Raw genomic sequence first — 18378 nt, 5'->3', positions numbered from 1 at the left:
CAGCGTGCACACTTCTGATAGCAGAGTCCATGTTCATTAATTTGAACATTCACAAAACAGCCGGCCCCGCGGGCCGACCAAAAGGAAAAGAGCCAGCCAAAGGCTGGCTCTTACTTTCCTCCAAATTGCTTCTGTGCTTCCCTATTCACTTTCGGGTTGTTTGCCGGTGATTTTGGGCAGGGGGATGCCCATTTGTGTGGCTTTGTCCATGAAGCCTTGCATGATGTCGATGGGCAGCGGGAACACGATGGTGGAGTTCTGGTCGGCGCCGAGTTCGAGCACTGTTTGTAGGTAGCGCAGTTGGAGTGCGGCTGGTGCTTTTTGTAGTTCTTCGGCGGCTTGGCGCAGTTCCACGGAGGATTGGAGTTCGCCGTGTGCGGAGATCACTTTGGCGCGGCGTTCGCGTTCGGCTTCGGCTTCGCGGGCGAGGGCGCGTTGCATTGCTTCGGGGATTTCTACGTCTTTGATTTCCACGATGCGGGTTTCTACGCCCCAGCGGGTGGTTTGGCCGTTGATGATTTTGCGCAGGTCTTCGTTGAGTTCTTCGCGGTGTGCGAGGAGGTCGTCAAGGTCGGCGCGGCCGAGGAGGGAGCGCAGCGTGGTTTGTGCGATCTGTGAGGTGGCTACTGCGTAGTTTTCTACCTCTAGCACCGCCTTGAGTGAGTCGAGTACTTCGAACATCACTACGGCGTTCACGCGCACGGAGACATTGTCTTTGGTGATGATCTCCTGCGGTGGGATGGTGAGGGTGACTACGCGTTGGTCTACTCTTTCGAGTTTGTCCACGCCGGGGATGAGGAAGTGCAGTCCTGGTTCCATGAGTGGTTTGACGTGGCCGAAGCGAAATGCGACGCCGCGTTCGTATTGTTTGATCACTTTGATGGAGTAGGAAAGCAGTACCACCAGGATGGCGATGAGGATGCCGGCCATGATTGGCCAGAATACGAGTGCGCTCATGGGCGCTTCCTTTCTTGGGCAAGTTTGCGTGCGTCGGATCCGTAGCGGCGTGCGTAGCGATCCACCGCTGCTTCGATTTCTGCCTGCCTGTCATCCAGGTGGGGCACATGCACTGTGGTGGGGAAGTTGGAGGGCGTGTTCCATAGGTGTTTGGCCAGTGGGATGGTGCCGCCGATCATGATCACGAGCACTGCGCCGATGAGTAGCAGGTCTGCGATTGTGTGGTATTGGATCAGGGAGACCAGTGGCAGGATGAGTCCCATGAGTGCTACCCCTAGTGCGATGCCGCGGTGGAATCGCCCGGAGTCTGAGTGTGGCCAGGGGTCGAGTTGTCTGGTTACTTCGCGCCCGTGTGCGCTTGCGGTGCAGCTTTGTTTGACTGGGCAGTTGTTGCACACGGTGGGGTGTGCGCGGTAGCGCATTACTCGGTTTTCTGGGTCGAAGCTGGATGGCCAGAGCCAGTGGTCTTCGGGGCATTGCCAGGCGTCGTGTTGTTCGACGTAGCGGAAGGTTCCGGTGCGCATGTCGCTGGTTCTGTTGGAGGTGTGTTGCGCCATGCGGTCGAAGCCCCACGCCACCCCCAGGAGGAAGATGGCGTAGGCGCCCGCTAGCCAGGTGAACACGTCTGGGGTGTTCACTTTTCGACGCCCCCGCGTGGCTCATCTTCAGCGCGCCGATCAACGCGGCCGTGCCCGCCTGAGACCAGACCCACCTGTGAGTGTGCTTGGGTGTTGGTGTCGGGGGCGTCGTCAAGCGAAATGACGGAGTAGAGGGCGTTATCGGGTTGGGTATCCACGGTGGGGATTTCTTTGTTGTGCAGCAGGCCTTTGAAGCCCATCCACAGCAGAGGGAAGATGCCGGCGAGGAAGAGCACATCGCCGGGCAGGCGTAGCCATTCGAGGATGGCGTTGCCAGGTTGGGTGAGATAGCCCAGGGAGCGGGCCTCCACATAGCCTTCGCCCACGGAGTGGTAGAGCTGGACAATGCCCAATGGCAGCAGCGAAATCACCACCATCCACAACAAACCAATGTTGAGCAGCCAGAAGCTTAAGCCCATGAGCTTGTCATTCCAATAGCGCTTGGGCAGCAGATAGCGCAGGGCAAATACTCCAAGGCCGATGGCCATGAATCCGTACACGCCCATCATGGCGCCGTGTGCGTGGTTGGCGGTCAGCGCGGTGCCGATTTGGTAGTAGGAGACGACGGGGAGGTTGACCAGGAAGCCGAACACACCGGCGCCGAGGAAGTTCCAGAAGCCAACGGCCACGAGGAACAGCACAGCCCAGCGGTGCGGGAAGGGGCGATCGCCGGAGGCGCGCTGGCGCGAACCCAGTTGCAGGAATGTCCATGCTTCTACGGTGAGCAGGGTCAGTGGCACAACTTCTGCGGCTGAGAAGAAAGCACCTAAGGCCATGTGCTCCACGGGTGTGCCCGAGAAGTAGAGGTGGTGCATGGTGCCGATAACACCGCCCACGGAATACAAGATGATGTCGAGGTAGATGATGCCTAGGGCAATGCGCTCGCGGATCACGCCGAGCAGCACGAAGACATAGGCCACCATGATGGTGGTGAAGAGCTCTAAGAAGTCTTCAACCCAGAGGTGCACGACCCAGAAGCGCCAGAATTCGGCAACGGAGATGTGGGTATCGGAGCCGGCGAGCATGCCTACGGCGTAGAAGCCGGGGATGGTCAGGCCAGAGAAGAAGAAGAGCCAGGGCATATTGGACTTGTGCTCGCCCTTAAGGCGTCCGTGCAGGGAGCGGAAGATCATTGCGATCCAGATGAACATGCCTGCGGTGAGCAGGATCTGGAAGAAGCGCGGCAGATCTAAGTATTCCCATTGCTGGGAGAACAGCGAGCCTTCGGGCACCTTGCCAAATGCGGAGAGCCACTCAAATGCCATGGAGCCGAACACCACGAAGGCGATAGCCCCCAGCAGGATCCAGGCGAGCACGCCTTGCTTCTTGGGTTCTTTCTTGGCAATAAATGGTGCGAGGAATAGCCCTGCTGCGAGCAGGCCGCCGGCGGTCCAGAGTAAGGAGAGCTGGAGGTGCCAGGTGCGGGCGACGTTATAGGGCAGGATTTCTTGCAGTGGTAATCCGAAGAAGCCGGTGATCTCTGCGCGGTAGTGCTGCACTGCGGCGCCGAGGAAGGATTGGATTAAAAACAGCAGCACGATAACGAAGAAGAACCAAGCCACTACTTTTTGAGATTTAGTAAGGCCAACTTCTCCTGGTTGTTTGAAGTCGAGGTTGAGCTGTTCTTCTGAATGCCAGCCGATTTGCTTAGACCAGCGCCCGTAGATGGCGAAGATTAATCCGGTGCCGCCGATCAGTGCGATGAGGGAAAGCACTGACCACACCACGATGTCGGCAGTGGGGCCGTTTTCTACGCGGGGTTCTGCTGGCCAGTTATTGGTGTAGGAGTAATCCAAGCCGGGGCGTTCTGCTGCGGCAGCCCACGCGGTCCAGCCAAAGAATGCCGTGAGGTCACGGATGTCTTCTTTGTTGGTGATGAAGTCTTTGGGCAGGCCGTGATCGAAGGAGTTGGTACCGAAATAGTCCAGGTAATACTGCTGTGCTTGCTCGAAGGCTTTGATCTGGTTATCGGTCCACTCAAGTACGCCGGTGTCTTCGTTGTAGCGGTTGGTTCGGAATTCTTCTACCACTGCATCGTGGGCATCGGTGCCTTGGGGCAGTTCTGCTTTTGCAAATTCTTCTGCGGCAAGATCAGTGGCCATGCGCAGGTATTCGGCGGTGTAATCGGCGCCCAAGTATGCGCCGTGGCCGAGCACTGATCCGTATTGTTGCAGGCCTCGGGCCTGGAAGATTTCCTGGCCGTGGGTGATTTGTTCTTGGGTGATTAGGGTATCGCCGGTTTTTTCGGCAACGATTTTTTCAGGCAGCGGCATGGAGGCGTCGTAGGTGCGGTACGCCAAGAAGCCCATGACAAAGAAGCCAAGAAGCATGACCAAGGCGACACCTTGCACCCATGCTTTGCTCATGCTGAGCACTGGTTTGCTGCGGTCGGTGACCTCAGGGGTGGTGTTCATTCACGTGCTTTCCAAGGAGGGACAATGACACCACTATTATTTACGGCTTAATCCGTTTCTATTATTCGGCAGCGATTTTTACCCGAAAAAGGGGTAAATAATTGGTGTAGGTTAAAGGCATGCACGAGTTCATCGCTAAAAACAAAGCCATCCTCTGCTTCAGCTCCCTATTTGCAGGCGCGCTCATCACCATGCTGCTGCTGAATCACTCCAGCAACATCGCCCTAGTATTCGGCACATTTGCACTGCTCACGGCCTTAAGCTTTTTCACCATCGCCGCCACCTGGCGCTACTTCTCCCAGCGATAGGGCTGCCTGGGCACCTGATCGGGCTCGAATTGTTCCAGCAATTCACCCGCGCTACGCCCTTTAAGGTTGAGCGAGGCCCCGAGTTCTTCCACCACATCTTCTGCTGTAGCGCCCTGCTGCATCATCTGCCGCAGCGTCACCGCACCATCGCGCTTAGCTAGACGCTTGCCCTGCTGGTTTAGCACCAAGGGCACATGGATATATTCGGGCACAGCAATGCCGAGCAACGTAGCCAAATAGGCCTGGCGGCCGGCGGAAGATACTAGGTCGTCGCCGCGCACTACTTGGTCAATGCCTTGGGCGCCGTCGTCGACAACCACGGCTAAGTTATAGGCCCAGTCGGGTTGTTGGCCGCCGCGTCGGAGGATCATGTCGTCTACTTCGCCCTCGATGCGGCCTAAGAAGTAATCATCAAAGGGCTGTGTGGATCGGTCTGCGCGCAGGCGAATTGCGGGGACTCTTCCCTGCTGGGCGAGCTCTGCTCGGCGCTGCTCGCGTTGGGCCTCGCTAAGATCGCGGCAGGTTCCAGGGTAGTGGCCGGGAATGGCGTGCGGGGCAGAGGCCGCGTGCTGGATATCTTTGCGCGAGCAGTAGCACTCGTAGGTGTCGAGCTTTGCTAGTGCTTGCTCGTATAAGGCGAAGCGTTCGTGCTGGTACGTCAGCGAGTCCCAGTCCAGGCCGATCAGTGCCAAATCTTCCAATTGGCGCTGTGCTGATTCCGCTGAGGAGCGCTGAGTATCAATGTCTTCTACGCGCATGTGGAAGTCGCGCCCGGAGCTTCTGGCAAAGAGCCAGGCTAGAAGGGCGGTGCGCAGGTTGCCAAAGTGGAGGTCACCACTGGGTGAGGGAGCATAGCGGCCCGCTTGGATATTCATGCTTTTAGGCTATGTGAGAGTATCGAGGACGTGGCAACTCAACCCTCCTATGTCCCCGTGCAAAAGAGCTACTACCCGGTGCTCGTCGCCCTGTTTGTGGCGATCTATTTGATTTCTAATATCACCAGCACGAAGGGCATTACTATTGGCCCGCTGGTCACCGACGGTGCCTTCTTCCTTTTCCCTGCCGCCTACGTGATCGGTGATGTGCTCAGTGAGTGCTATGGCTTTAAGGCTGCACGCCGGGCCATTTGGACGGGGTTTTTCACCACCATCTTGGCGGTGATTGCGTTCTATATCGCGATCTGGCTTCCCGCGGCAGACTTTTATGAGCATCAAGAGCAGTTCGCCTTGGTGCTCGGGCTCGTGCCACGCATCGTGCTGGCATCGCTCTGCGGCTACGCCATCGGGCAGCTACTCAACGCATGGGCACTCACCGCCATGAAGAAGCGCACTGGCGAGAAGTCGCTCTGGCAGCGCCTGATCGGCTCAACCATTGTGGGCGAATTTGGCGATACGCTCGTGTTCTGCCTCATCGCAGCACCCGTCATCGGCATCACCACCACCGCAGACACCATCAATTACGTGGTGGTGGGCTTTATCTGGAAGACGCTTGTAGAAGTGCTCGTCATGCCCATTACCTATGCCGTGATTGCTTGGGTGAAAAAGCACGAGAACTACGTGCCGACGAGCAGCAACTAAAACGCCAGACCCCACCAGAGCCTTGGAGGCCTAGGTGGGGTCTTCTTCTAGATATATTTCTAGGAGCGCTTGCGGCGGGCGATGAGGTAGAAGCCAAGGATCATCAGCGCGGAACCAATGACCGCTGCCCAGATCACGTTGGCACCGGTGGAGGCGAGGCCGCCGCCACGGGAGCTGCTACCGGAGCTGCCGGAGCCACCGGAGCCCGAGCCGCCGGAACCATCGGAGCCATCACCGGGGACTACGGGAGTGGTTGGTGTGGTGCCTGGGTCGGGTACGGGGGTGGGGATTTCGCTGGTGGTGGGTTCGCAGTTGCCGATGCGCACGCGCACGCGGTTGGTGGGAACGCCGGGGTGTTGGGCTGGGTCGAAGTCTGGGTAGCCCTCGGCTAGGAAGTAGCCGCGGTTTTCAAGGCGGGTGCCTGGGGCGATATTGGTGCCGGTGACTTTGACCTTGAAGCTCCAGGTGAGCACGGCCTCCGGGTTGCTCAGGCGTTGTTCGGCGGCTTTTTCCAGGCCGGATTTGCTCAGTTGGAAGTTCACCACGTTGTTGTTGACGACGATGCGGTAATCCTCGGGCGTGAGGGTGGTTTTGCCCACCACTGCTTCGGAGGTGCCGTCTTGGTAGGTGAATTCGGCGGAGAGGGGGTCGGCGATCTCGGCGCGGTTGATGCGGCCTTGGCGGTCGGGTGCGGGCAGCAGGGCGGAGATAGCGAATTTCACTTCGTCGCCGTGGGCGGCGCAGGTTTTGCTGGTGGCTTTGTTTGCCGTGAGCGTTTGGTCTTTGGCATTGACTTCAACCGTGTAGAGCCATTCTTGTTGGTTCTTGGGGTTGGTCATGGGCACGGTCACCACGAAGGGGGCGGCCACGCTTAAGTTTTTGCGCCCTGCGGAGGCGGGCGATTCGCTGACCAGGTAGGCACCGAGGGGGAGGTCATTGAAGGTGGCGGCGCCATCTTCGCCGGTGGTGGCCACGATTGCGTCACCGAGGACGTTGCTGCGCGAGCCATCGGCGTAGTAGTCGCTGATGTCGGTGGCGGCCAGCTTTTGCCAATCCTCGTTCTTGTTGAGGTCGATGTCGGTGATGCGCCGGATTTCGAAGTCGATGCCCGCAATGGGGTCGCGGCTCAGATCCGCGTTCGGGTTGGTGGGATCGCCGTATTGGGTGAGGGGGTCGCCTGCGGATTTGTGAATGATGAGGGTTCCGGTGCGTGAGGCGTCGATAAGCGAAGAAGGCTGTGCGGAAGCGACGCCGGTGAGGGCGAGAAGACCCGCGGCGATTATGGCAAGGAGCTGAGTGAGGGTGCGCAAGGTTTACTCCACCTCTTCTTGGGCTTTGGAGCGTTTGATGCCACGCACGGTCCATGCGATGCCGGCGATCAGCACGGCCAGGGATAGCACAAGGGCGAGGATCATCCACCACTGCCAGGGGTTATGTTTCTGGTTGAGGATTTCGCGCGCTTCTTCATCATCGATGGGCACGCGGTGTGCGGTGAGCACAAGGCGGTGCGAGTTCACGCCATAGGGGGTACAGGTAATGAGCGTGACCAGGTCTTCGCCTTCAACCGGGCGCAAGTTATTCGTTTCGGTGGGCAGCACCACGCGGCGCTCGCCAATTTCGTACTTCATCACTCGGCCGGCCACGTACACGGTGAAGCTATCGCCCTTGTCTAGGTCGACTAGGCGGTCCCATAGTGTCGCGTTGGGTAGGCCGGTGTGTCCGGTGAGTACTGAGTGGCTGCCTTCGCCACCGACGGGCAGGGAGGAGCCGTAGAGGTGTCCGATGCCTTTACCCAGCGTCTTTTCGTCGGTGCCGTGGTAGATGGGCAGGTCGGAGTCGATCTTGGGGATGATAATGCGCCCCATTACATCGTCAAGATCGAGTTCCTTGAGGTACTCCTGATATTCGAGGTTCGATTCATCCACACGCGCAAGCCAGGGATCCAGCACCGGCCCTTGGGCGTGGTTGCGGTTCCACTCTTCTGCGGAGGCGAGCGAGGCTGCTCGTTCTTCCTCGGTGGTTTCGTCGTTGATGCGCGAGGTGTATGCCTCGGCCTGCTTCGTCTGCGTCACGTTACGAACCCACGTGCCCATCACGGGGTACATCACGATGGCGAAGCCGATGAGCACAATAATCAGCGGCATGATGCGCTGAAGCATGGAGCGCTCATTCGTGTGCTTGCCACCTTCGTGGCGTTCAAGCGACGCAGTTGTCACAGTGATCCTCTTTGGATTTTGAGTTATATGAAAAAGCTTAAGGAAGGTGGCGGGGCGCCAAGCTTGTCGACGCCCCACGCCACCAATTCAGGCCGCACTCAAAGGAGTGCTGAGAACTTAATTAGGCCTTGTTCTCGCGGCGGTTGTTACGCACCATGTACAGTGCGCCACCGGCCATGATCAGGCCACCGATGATCAGCAGCATGGTCACACCGGTACCACCGGTAAGCGGAAGCTTGAAGCCAGCGTTGTTCTTGACGTTTTCAACCGTCAGGGAGCTCAAGGCAACAGTGCTGGCGCCACCCTTCTTCACCTGGAAGTAGTAGGGCTCAGCAAGAAGGGCGTAATCGTCAGCGGTCTGGGTTTCCACGAGGCAGTAGCCGTTCGGAGTAGTGGTGCCAGTTTCACCGTTCACCCAGTCGTTAACGTGCAGATCGGTGACGGTTGCCGTACCACCTGTGGTGGTGATGCCTTCCTGGATTGGGTCACCGGAGAGCTTGGGGCTGGAGGGGTTATCAGGCTGATCGACAGAGCACTTGTAAAGGTCGAACGTCGCCTGAATGTTTTCTCCGTCACCCTTCTTAGTGATGTTCACATCACCGTAGAAGGTCTCAGGCTGCTTTTCTTCTGGAACCTCAACCTCGGGGCCAGAACCATCGCCGGTGTCCACTTGGAACTTGGCGTTGTTCTTGATCGGGGTTTTATCACTTTCGGAAGAAGTCTTCTTGATGTCGAAAGTGTAATTGACGACCACAGTACGCTGTTCACCGTTGAGCCCGCGAAGCTTATCCAAGCCGGTGGAGGTCAAGATGACTTTTGCTTCACCATCGGTCTCAATGTTGAGGTTGTAGTCCCCAGGCGCGAGTTCGGTTCCGTCACCAAGCTCCACCGAGCTAACCGTGGGATTCTCAAGTCGGGTGGAAGGGTACACGTCGGTGACGGAAACAGCCTTCAGGGAATCAGTCTGCGGGATCTTGGCCGTGACTTCGTAATTGATCTTGTTGCCGACAGTGGTGGCGTTCTCGTCATTTACCGTCTTGAGAATCGGATCCTCTTGGCGCTTATTCTTAGGGTAGACGTGAACGTCATACATCCACTGACTGTTGTTCGTGGGGTTAGTCATCGGCAATGTCACCAGGAAGGGCGCGGTGGTTACCTCAACACCTGCAGGTGCACCAACCTCAGTGACACGATAGAGACCAACAGGCAAGGTCTTAGACGCTTCGCCGTTGACGGTGCTCACAGTTTCTTCGCTCTCAACAGGCAGCTCAGAGATATCTGTGCCCTGGAGAGCAGCAGCCTTCTTCCAGCCTTCGTTGGTCTTTAGATCGATGCCAGAAACACGTTCAATCTTGAAGCGAGCACCCGTTACTGGATCCCCGGGAACACCCTCAACCTGGGTGCCGTCGTTCTTCAGCCCCTTGTCACCGTTGCCGGATTCATTCACAAACTTGTGAATGTGCAGGGTGCCGTTATCTTGGTTGATTCCGGTGGGGTTGGGGGTGGCGGTCTCCTGTGCGTATGCAGCAACAGGTGCGAGGGTCACGCCTGCGCCAGCGCCGGTCACGGCGATTGCGCCTGCAGCGAGGGCTGCTGCCCAGCGGTGCTTGAGAGTAGTCATATGTTTTCCTCTTCTGAGTTTTGAGGTTGTGGTTGAACTTCAGTGGCAAAGTCAATTGCCAGGGGTCTCAAGGCAAATGCCTTTGAGAGGTTGCCACGGGTGATGCGATTGTGAGTAAGTTCGCGCCCGCGAGCACGTCGGTGCGCTTTACTTACTCGCTATTGCACCGGGGACGGTCCTGAATCATGACTGCTCCTTTAATAGATGTTCGTTTGGACTATTGAGTTGTTGATCTTGCGTTATGCGCGGCGTCGGTAGGCCCAGAAGGCACCTGCCATTGCGATGAGCCCGCCGAGGACGAGGTACTGGGTGGGGCCTTTAGCGCCAGCGTCGGGCAGGACGCCTACTGCGACGGGGAGCTTGAACACCCAAGCGTCGTTTTCGGCACTTACAGGCTTCACCGTCCCACCCTGGCCTTCCGGCAGAGCGTAGGAGGCGAGGATGATGCCTCGGTCACCGTGGTATTCACCTTCAGCCGGGACGATGGGAGCCTGAGCATTCCAACGGCACTTCAGGGTTTGATCCTTAGCCAGTGGCTTGGTCGGGGTGATGACCTTGGTCTGGTTATCGTCACGGACCGAAGCAGCATCACAGGTCAAACCGGTCATGTTGATCTTGCCCTGCTGCGCGCCGGAATCCTTGTCGAGGTTGTAGTCGTCCAAGCGGATCTCGGTCAGCGGAGTGGTGCCGGTGTTCTTGACCTGGTACTCGATCGTGACCTGGTTGGTGCCACCCATGATCGAGGTGGCCTCTTCCTTGGTGTTGGCATCGGCGTTGTTGATGAGCTTCTTTAGCTCAACACCGGGAACAGTAGCGCTGACGCAGGCATCAGACTTCTGCTTGTCCTCTTTGGCGCCCTCAAACTCAACGTGGTTGAACAGACCCTTGGAGTTATTGCCACTCTCGCAGGTCAGTTGATCCTTGTTGACGCTGCCAGGCTGGTTTACCCGGTAGGTGACAACGATCTTTGCCGTGCGAGTCTCATTGACGCTGACGTCATTGGTCTTTGCAGGGTCAAGCTTCCAGGTATCGCCAGTCTTAGCGAGTTGGGTGCCACTCTGCACGAGGGGCTTGTCGCCATCGGGGAGAGCCTCAACGCTGGTGACGCTCATGCCGTTAGGTGCGGAAGGCTTCTCAATAATGGCAGGAACCTTGCCAGCACCAGTGCCTTTGTTTTCGGCAGACACAAGGTACTCAACTTTGAGCGTCTGGTTTTCTTCGCCGGTGATTACTCGTGGCGAAGAGTTACCAAAAGGCTTCTTTGTCAGAGTGAAATCTGGCTGCCCCTCAAAGTTCTGCACAGTGCAAGTCACGCGGTGCTGGGTTCCAACACCGGACAAGGTGAAGGCGTTTTCTTCCTTCTTGCTAGTTACGACGATGCCAGAACCGGAGCCATAGGAAACAGCGACGTTCCTACCGTCTTTATCTACAGCGGTACATTTCGCCAGAGTCTTATTGCCGTTTGCGGTCTGCTCGTAGAGCTTGTAGCCGTCACGCTCGGTTTCGGTTAGCTTCATAGAACCAACGCCTGCTGTTGTCGGGTAGTGGAAGGCCGCCTTGCCTTGAGCGTCGGTGGCAACAGTGAAGTTATTCTGAACGTTCGAGCCGTTAAGCGCTTTGTCGGCAACGAATTCAAAGCCGGAGACCGGTTGGCCAGATTGCGCTTTACCGGTGGCGTCCACAATTTCCTTCTGGAGATTTACCGTGCCCCAGCAGCCAGAGGTAAGAGCGTCAATCTTCGTCTCTAAGTTGGACAGGTCAGAATTCACGGTGTCATAGGAGTCGACCCACGACTGCATGAATTTATTACCGTCCAGGGTACGCATCGTATAGAGAGGCGACGAGCCTGTGCCGACCGTTCGGTTGGGAACCGTACCTTTTACCGGAAGCAATCCGATGTCGTAAAGACCCTTCAATGTTACGTTGTAGTATTTCCAGGCCGGAAGGTAATTATTTGGACCAGCTTCTTCCAATTTTTCATCTCGGTTTGCGCGACGCATGTAAGAAGGCAGAGGATCCGAATCCGCGAACCACCAGCTGTCAACACCTCGCCCGCCAACCGGATTGTTCATCAAGTTGTAAACAGCCGTTTCGCCACCGCCGGTGATACCAAGTCCGAAGATGGCAGCACCCGAACTTTTCACTGCGTTTGCGGCATCAATGGCGTTGAGCAGATCCCTATCACTTGTATTATCTCCAGACGCACTGGTGTTATTCGGCTGGCCATCACTAACCAAAATGACGGCGTCATAACCACCAGCAGCAGCGAGGTTTAGTGCTGCTGCAATATTCGTGCCGTCCTCGTTTTGAATATCCTTCCGATTAAACCAGGTCATTGAGTCCACTGCTTGGCGAGCCTGATTCACGTTCCCCGAGTCGAGTGCCTGTTTCTGAACCACATAGCTTGCAGTGCTGGCAAATTGGATAATGCCCAGTTCAGAACCGGTATTGACTAAATTGTTGATGGCCCGTTTTGCGGCATTCTGTGACTGATTTTTGAAAGGCTGAGTCGAACTGGAGATATCCATTAGAAGCGCAATGCTCAAACCACAGGTATAACGGGGATCGTTTCCGGGTTGGACCGCGCGCGTTGAACGACGCCTATTCTGAGCAGCCAGCTGAGCCATGATCTCGTTGTGCGGCTCCGATTCAAAATAGGGAGCATCCGGATCAAATTCCTCATCTTCCTCACTCGGACCCGATTCGGGATCTTCGGAAGGTTCCTCAGATTCGCTGGTGACAACCTCGGGGGTTTCACTCTCTACTGGCTTGTCTGCCTCGGCAGGAGCTTCAGGCTGCGCCGAGGGTTGATCCTCAACCTCATCGGCCACAGCCTGTTCAGCAGCATCGCGAGTGGCGTCGCTTGGAGTATCCGCCGCGCTTTCTTCACTAGTCGCCTCAGTTTCCTGCGCGTGGGCAGGCGCTGGTTCGATCAAGACGATAGTTGAAATGGCAATGGCGAGCGCTGCAAGGAGCGCGAGCACCATCTTGAGGGTGCCCGTCACCTTGCGTGCGGGTTCAGTGTGAATGTGCAACGAACTGCCTTCTACTTCGAGCGCGGGCGTGGGTAGCCCAACTCCAAATTTGCTAACTATCAACATTCTTATCCCATCAACGCCTTAATGGCGTTACTCAGGCGATAAATGTTTGCCAGAAAAACCTCTGACCTTTCGATTTGTCAAGGGTCTTTTTCGGAAAAGATTGTTTATATTTGCACTTCAAAACCCTAGGGATGGCAATGGCATTAATTTTCGTAAACTTTCACCCCTAACCCCATCCGGGTGTAATCCAAATGATGCACCCCTGACAATTCGTGTAGGTGTGCCAACAAAACCTCGACGGCACTCCAGCACTCCGTGGACGAAAACCAATGGCAGATGGGGATTCGACACCGATCTAAGTGGATCTAATACTTATCAATAACCACCCGCATGATCCCATCCAATTTCTTAACTCGGCAACGCCACAGTTGAATAATTCCAATCGAAACGAAGCCGAAGAAAAGGCGGGCATAATGCCCGCCGAAAAAGCCACTAGAGACTCATGGGTAGTGCTGACTCTTTATTTGCTGTAGTAGCGCCCTAGGAACTCGGCTTTGAACTCCTCGTAGGTGCCGTTATCGATGCTGGCGCGGATATTGTCTACCAAGCGCACCATGAATTCCACGTTGTGCATGGTGCACAGGGTGCCTGCGAGGAACTCCTTGGCTTTGAGCAGGTGGTGCAAGTATGCGCGCGAGTAGTTCTCAGAGACATAGCCACCGAACTCTTCGTCGATGCCGGAGAAGTCTCGTTTAAAGCGAGCATTCTTCAAGTTGAGGCGCCCATCCAAGGTGTACACGCCACCTCGACGAGCCAGGCGCGTAGGTGCTACGCAATCGAAGGTATCGGCACCGGCCTCGATGGCGGTAAAGAGATCATCTGGTTCTGAAATACCCAGCAGGTGCCTTGGCATCTCACGCGGCAGCTCATCACAGACCCACCCAACGATGGTGCCAAGGTTTTCCTTTTCCAGCGCACCACCAATGCCGAAGCCACCAAAACCACGGCGGCCTTCATCTAAGGCCTCGCGGTGCAAATCCAGCAGCCCGCGGGTGGCTTGACGGCGCAGGTCCTCATATTGTGCGCCTTGCACCACGCCCCACAGGGATTGCTTGGGGCGGTGCGAACGTTCCAGGGTTAAACGGTCATGTTCGATCAGGCAGCGTCGCGCCCAGCGGTGGGTACGAGCCACGGAGGATTCTTGGTAGGCGCGGGTATCTACCAAGGTGGTCAGCTCATCAAAGGCGAACATGATGTCTGCGCCCAAACCATGCTGGATCTGCATGCTCACTTCTGGGGTAAAGCGGTGCTTGGAGCCGTCGATCACGCTGCGGAAATTCACGCCCTCTTCATCCACGTGCGCATAGCGATCCTTATGGCGGGCTCGAATATCTTTTTCTTCCCAGCCCTTGGTATCCATAGCCAGCACTTTTTTAAAACCGACACCAAGGCTCATCACCTGAAAGCCGCCGGAATCGGTATAAGTGGGGCCGTGCCAATGCTCGAACTCCGCCAAGCCACCGGCTTCATCCACCACATCCTGGCCTGGCTGCAAGTACAGGTGATAGGCATTCGAAAGAATGGCCTGAGCGCCAGTCTGCTTGATCTGCTCTGGAGTTAGGGTCTTCACCGTGGCCTTCGTTGCCACGGGAATGAACGCCGGGGTGTGAATATCCCCGTGAGGGGTATGAATAACTCCCGTGCGCCCGTGCTTGCCTGGCTGTTGCTGTGCCTCGGGCAGCTCCGTGCCTAACTCAAATGCAATATCTTCGTGCTGTGCTTTCGCTTCACCTTCAGCATTGTTCATGCAGGCAACCTTAGCGCCTTAGCTTAAGCCTGCACCTTTTCGGTAGCTTTTCGATGTTGCTGCTTTGCCTCATATTCCTTTTCTAGGGCCGTACCCTCGACGTCGATACGCGGCAAAATGGCGTTGAGCCAACGCGGCATATGCCAGGTCCTGCGCCCCATCAAGAACATGGCGGCGGGAACGAAGGCCATGCGGATAAAGAAGGCATCAAAGAGCACACCGGCGCCAAGCGCAAAGCCGAAGATCTTAATAAAGGGCAAAGGCTGACCAATGAAGGCCACGAACACCGCGATCATAATCAGTGCTGCGGCAGTGACCACGCGGGCGGTGGAGCTAAAGCCTTCCACGATGGATTCCTCGATGGGGTTATAGCGGGAATCGCCAAGCTCAGTCTCACTGCCATTGGGGTGAGCCACATAGTGCTCGCGCATCGCAGACACCAGGAACACCTGATAGTCCATAGCCAAACCGAAGCACACACCGATTAAGAAGATCGGCATGAAGGCGATGATCGGGCCTGGGGTATTGACCAAATCCCACAGACCTTCCTGCCAGAACAACACCGTCACACCAAAGGCCGCACCAATGGAAAGCAAGAAGCCCACGCCAGCGACCACCGGAACCCAGAAACTGCGGAAGATCACCATGAGCAACAAGATGGCCAAGCCCACCACGATGCCCAGATACAGCGGCATCACGCCGGCGAGCCTATTGGTGATGTCCTGCTGGATCGGCACCAAACCAGTGATACCGGCACGCACACCCGTGGCATCTTCTACCGCCTGCTCCTTGGTGCGAAGCGTGGAAATCATCTGATTCGTGGACTCATCTTCCGGGGTGCTTTCAGGAGTAATGAGCATCTGCGCACCCAAACCATCCTCAGACACACCAATGATCTGCACATGCTTCACATCCGGGGTATTGGAGTAGTTCTGCACAAGGTATTGGAAGGCAGCATTGGCAGCGGCGCGGTGGCGATCACCTTCTTGGGCACGAATCAGCGGCTGTAAAACGGGGGCATCATCGCGAACCTCATGGGCATCGACGGCCACGAGCATCTGCGAATTGATACCCGGGCCAAAGCCCTCACTGAGCAGCTCAGCAGACTTACGCTGGGTGGTGTCTTTATTGGACTGCGTATCCGAGGGCAAAGAAAGGTGCAGCCTGGTTGCCGGATAGGTCAAAGCACCAAGGCCAATGATGCACACCACGATCACCAAAGCCGGCACCTTGTGCACAAACTGCACCCAACGGCGCCCCATCGACTTCTTCGGGGCCGTGCGGGTACGCCGCCTGCGCCCGCCCCGGCGCGAACGGAAACCGCGATCACCCAGCACACCGAGCAAGGCCGGCACCAGTGTCAGCGACACCAGCACCGCCACCAACACCGTGAAGGCCGCGGCATAACCCATGTAGCTCAGGAAGGTAATGCGAGCCACCGCCAGGGCCACCAGCGCGATGATCACGGTAAGGCCAGCGAAGGTCACCGCCGAGCCCGCGGTGCCCACGGCCATGCCGGCGGCTTCTTGGTTGCTCATGCGCAGCCGCTCGCGGCGGTAGCGGAACATAATAAACAGCGCGTAGTCGATGCCCACGGCCAAACCAATCATCACCGCCAGGGCTGGGGTGGTGTTGTTGAGGTCTACAAAACCCGTGGCCAAGGTGATGGCCAAAGAACCGATGCCCACACCAACCACGGCGGTAATCAGGGGCATACCGGCGGCCAAGAGGGAGCCGAAGGTGAAGACCAAGATCACGGCAGCCACCGAGATACCAATGATCTCCGAGGTAGAAGAAATAGCGATCGGATCACCAAAACCAGGGCCACCGGCTTCTACCTGCAGCCCTTGGCTACGCCCCAGCTCCAAAGCCTGATCAACCACATCGCGCTGCTCCTGGGTGACCTCACCAGGCATCGGCACATCAATAGAGAAGGTGGTGTAGCCGATGGTTTGATCGGGGCTTAACATGGCCAAATTATCAGCATCAGCTCGGGCAGTAAGTTCCGGGAGGCCCTGATTGGTGAGCTGGTCATACACGCCACGCTGCAGCTCCGGGCCCAAGATGGCCGGGTTGCCAAAACGTTGCGTCTCTGTGATCTCGTGGAGGTTATCGCGGATATAGCCCACCACTTGATCCATGACCTCAACATTGTGCGGCTCTGTCAGCGTCTGACCCTCTGGGGCCTTAAACACCAAGTTCACACTCGTGCCACGCAGCGGGTTACGAGCCTCCGGGAACTGCTCTAAATAGATATCAGTGGCTTCTTGGGAGGGAGTGTTCTTGATGGCGAAGTTATCCACATAGGTGCCACCCCAGGTGGCGGCAGCACCACCCATGGCCCCAAGAATCACAAACCACGCGGCGATCACGAACCATTTCGCTCGGAATGACCACGTGCCGATCCGATACAGCAACTTTGCCAATGGGTGCTCCTAGGAGTGGGGGGAAGTCGGGCTTTAGCTTATCCCAGCTCTAGAATTTGGCACTATGAGCACCAAAAGTTTGCAGGCGCGGGTGCGCCTCATCGTGGGAATCGCCATCGCATGGAACGTGGTAGAAGCAGCAATCTCCATTTGGGCAGGCCGCGAAGCCTCATCTGCAGCCCTCATCGGCTTTGGCCTGGACTCCACAGTAGAAGTGCTCTCAGCCGCCGTGGTGGCCTGGCAATTTTCCGCCCCCGATCCAGAAGAACGCGAAGAAGTAGCCCTCAAACTCATCGCCGGCTGCTTCTTCCTTCTGGCCTTCTACGTCACCTATGAGGCGATCAGCTCACAACCTGCCCAACACTCCACCATCGGCATCACCATCACCGCCTTAAGCGCCATCGTGATGCCAGCGCTGGCCCTATGGCAACGCCGCACCGGCCAAGCACTCGGCTCAGCATCGGTGGTTGCAGACTCCAAACAGCGCCTCATCTGCGCCATGCTCTCCGTAGCCACCCTGGCAGGGCTGTTATTGAACTCGCTCTTTGGCTGGCACTGGGCCGATTCTGTAGCAGCGCTCGTAATCGCCGCATTCGCCGTGCGCGAAGGCATCGAGGCACTACGAGGCGACCCCTGCTGCTAAATACTGCGCCGTCAACTGCCCGCCGGCGTCCTCGGCGGACGCGGCTCACCCGCCCGCGCAAATTATTCTCCCGCGCGCCGCGGACAAGAATCGAGGTGGTGGGGTTGGGGTTGAGGTTGGGGGAGGTGGGGTTGGTAGTTGACATGTCGATGCTCTTAGGAGGTTTTATGACTGGTTCTGGAACCAACCGTGCACTTTCCCATGACAAACCGCGCCCAAATCTGGAAATTTCTGCCAAACGCCACGGGAAAACGCACACCTCGCGGCTATAACGCCCGTTTCTGGAACCAAATGTGCAGTTTCCCATGACAAACCGGGCCTAATCCCGGAAATTCTGGCCAAATGACACGGGAAAAGGCACACCCGCACGGGAATTAGCGCAAGAACCGAACCCAAACGTGCACTTTCCCATGACAAACCGGGCCTAATCCCAGAAATCCCGGCCAAATGACACGGGAAAACGCACACCCGCAGGAACCAGCACCCGGTTCTGGAACCAAACGTGCACTTTCCCATGTCAAACCGCGCCCAAACCCAGAATCCGCACCCCAAATGACACGGGAAAACGCACACACCCCACACCCAACAAAGCAAAAACCTCCCACTTGCATGTGGGAGGTTTTTTTCTTGGCGGTAGCGGCGGGATTTGAACCCGCGGTTGGGGGTTACCCAACACTCGCTTTCGAGGCGAGCACCTTCGGCCGCTCGGACACGCTACCGTCGATCAGCT

Annotated in this window: 13 protein-coding genes and 1 tRNA gene; 3 read left to right on the top strand and 11 right to left on the bottom strand. The window is 57.0% G+C overall.

Annotation, left to right across the window (positions count from 1 at the left end):
- Positions 1-141 precede the first annotated feature (141 nt).
- Genes IEU99_RS03965 through IEU99_RS03955 form a run of 3 tightly spaced genes read right to left on the bottom strand, consistent with a single transcriptional unit; the run spans position 142 to position 4009 of the window.
- A complete protein-coding gene (locus IEU99_RS03965; RefSeq protein ID WP_123961063.1) occupies positions 142-957 on the bottom strand; it encodes an SPFH domain-containing protein in 816 nt (271 codons plus the stop codon).
- Positions 954-1595: a hypothetical protein gene (locus IEU99_RS03960; protein WP_123961064.1), complete on the bottom strand. Its 642-nt coding sequence runs from the start codon at positions 1593-1595 to the stop codon at positions 954-956. The genes IEU99_RS03965 and IEU99_RS03960 overlap by 4 nt, the downstream gene beginning before the upstream one ends.
- A complete protein-coding gene (locus IEU99_RS03955; protein WP_128890645.1) occupies positions 1592-4009 on the bottom strand; it encodes a nitric-oxide reductase large subunit in 2418 nt (805 codons plus the stop codon). The genes IEU99_RS03960 and IEU99_RS03955 overlap by 4 nt, the downstream gene beginning before the upstream one ends.
- 119 nt (positions 4010-4128) lie before the next feature.
- Here IEU99_RS03955 and IEU99_RS03950 point away from each other — a divergent pair, with 119 nt between their 5' ends.
- Positions 4129-4317: a hypothetical protein gene (locus IEU99_RS03950; RefSeq protein ID WP_123961066.1), complete on the top strand. Its 189-nt coding sequence runs from the start codon at positions 4129-4131 to the stop codon at positions 4315-4317.
- Here the strand turns inward: IEU99_RS03950 and gluQRS are convergent.
- On the bottom strand, positions 4299-5192 hold the full coding sequence (gluQRS, locus tag IEU99_RS03945; protein ID WP_128890646.1) for a tRNA glutamyl-Q(34) synthetase GluQRS: 894 nt from the start codon (positions 5190-5192) through the stop codon (positions 4299-4301). The two genes, IEU99_RS03950 and gluQRS, sit on opposite strands and share 19 nt — an antisense overlap.
- 30 nt (positions 5193-5222) lie before the next feature.
- Between gluQRS and IEU99_RS03940 the strand changes: the two genes are divergently transcribed.
- Positions 5223-5894: a queuosine precursor transporter gene (locus IEU99_RS03940; RefSeq protein ID WP_371869468.1), complete on the top strand. Its 672-nt coding sequence runs from the start codon at positions 5223-5225 to the stop codon at positions 5892-5894.
- Positions 5895-5953: 59 nt separating this feature from the next.
- Here the strand turns inward: IEU99_RS03940 and IEU99_RS03935 are convergent, their stop codons facing one another.
- The 6 genes from IEU99_RS03935 to IEU99_RS03910 all read right to left on the bottom strand — a co-directional run bounded on the left by IEU99_RS03935 (position 5954) and on the right by IEU99_RS03910 (position 17005).
- Positions 5954-7204 carry a SpaH/EbpB family LPXTG-anchored major pilin gene (locus IEU99_RS03935; RefSeq protein WP_128890648.1) on the bottom strand — a complete coding sequence of 417 codons (1251 nt, stop codon included), beginning with the start codon at positions 7202-7204 and terminating at the stop codon, positions 5954-5956.
- A gap of 3 nt (positions 7205-7207) precedes the next feature.
- Entirely contained in the window at positions 7208-8110 is a 903-nt protein-coding gene (locus IEU99_RS03930; protein WP_229718386.1) for a class C sortase, read from the bottom strand.
- A 121-nt stretch (positions 8111-8231) separates the two neighbouring features.
- Entirely contained in the window at positions 8232-9731 is a 1500-nt protein-coding gene (locus IEU99_RS03925) for a SpaH/EbpB family LPXTG-anchored major pilin (RefSeq protein ID WP_128890649.1), read from the bottom strand.
- Between the two features lie 239 nt (positions 9732-9970).
- Positions 9971-12766 carry a vWA domain-containing protein gene (locus tag IEU99_RS03920; RefSeq protein WP_188358284.1) on the bottom strand — a complete coding sequence of 932 codons (2796 nt, stop codon included), beginning with the start codon at positions 12764-12766 and terminating at the stop codon, positions 9971-9973.
- 526 nt (positions 12767-13292) lie between these two features.
- Positions 13293-14579, bottom strand: coding sequence for a tRNA guanosine(34) transglycosylase Tgt (gene tgt / locus IEU99_RS03915; protein WP_128890651.1), 1287 nt, complete (start codon positions 14577-14579; stop codon positions 13293-13295).
- Between the two features lie 23 nt (positions 14580-14602).
- Entirely contained in the window at positions 14603-17005 is a 2403-nt protein-coding gene (locus IEU99_RS03910; RefSeq protein ID WP_128890652.1) for an MMPL family transporter, read from the bottom strand.
- Between the two features lie 64 nt (positions 17006-17069).
- Between IEU99_RS03910 and IEU99_RS03905 the strand changes: the two genes are divergently transcribed.
- Positions 17070-17648, top strand: coding sequence for a cation diffusion facilitator family transporter (locus IEU99_RS03905; protein WP_128890653.1), 579 nt, complete (start codon positions 17070-17072; stop codon positions 17646-17648).
- Positions 17649-18276: 628 nt separating this feature from the next.
- Here the strand turns inward: IEU99_RS03905 and IEU99_RS03900 are convergent.
- Positions 18277-18367 (bottom strand) — tRNA-Ser (locus IEU99_RS03900).
- Positions 18368-18378: the final 11 nt, after the last annotated feature.

This window comes from Corynebacterium pelargi (genome assembly GCF_014635485.1).
Taxonomy (GTDB): domain Bacteria; phylum Actinomycetota; class Actinomycetes; order Mycobacteriales; family Mycobacteriaceae; genus Corynebacterium; species Corynebacterium pelargi.
This window is presented reverse-complemented; position numbering and strand designations above follow the sequence as displayed.

Coding starts and splice junctions, on each gene's coding strand:
- IEU99_RS03965 (WP_123961063.1), bottom strand. CDS start 957: ATGAGCGCACTCGTATTCTGGCCAATCATGGCCGGCATCCTCATCGCC.
- IEU99_RS03955 (WP_128890645.1), bottom strand. CDS start 4,009: ATGAACACCACCCCTGAGGTCACCGACCGCAGCAAACCAGTGCTCAGC.
- IEU99_RS03950 (WP_123961066.1), top strand. CDS start 4,129: ATGCACGAGTTCATCGCTAAAAACAAAGCCATCCTCTGCTTCAGCTCC.
- gluQRS (WP_128890646.1), bottom strand. CDS start 5,192: ATGAATATCCAAGCGGGCCGCTATGCTCCCTCACCCAGTGGTGACCTC.
- IEU99_RS03925 (WP_128890649.1), bottom strand. CDS start 9,731: ATGACTACTCTCAAGCACCGCTGGGCAGCAGCCCTCGCTGCAGGCGCA.
- tgt (WP_128890651.1), bottom strand. CDS start 14,579: ATGAACAATGCTGAAGGTGAAGCGAAAGCACAGCACGAAGATATTGCA.
- IEU99_RS03905 (WP_128890653.1), top strand. CDS start 17,070: ATGAGCACCAAAAGTTTGCAGGCGCGGGTGCGCCTCATCGTGGGAATC.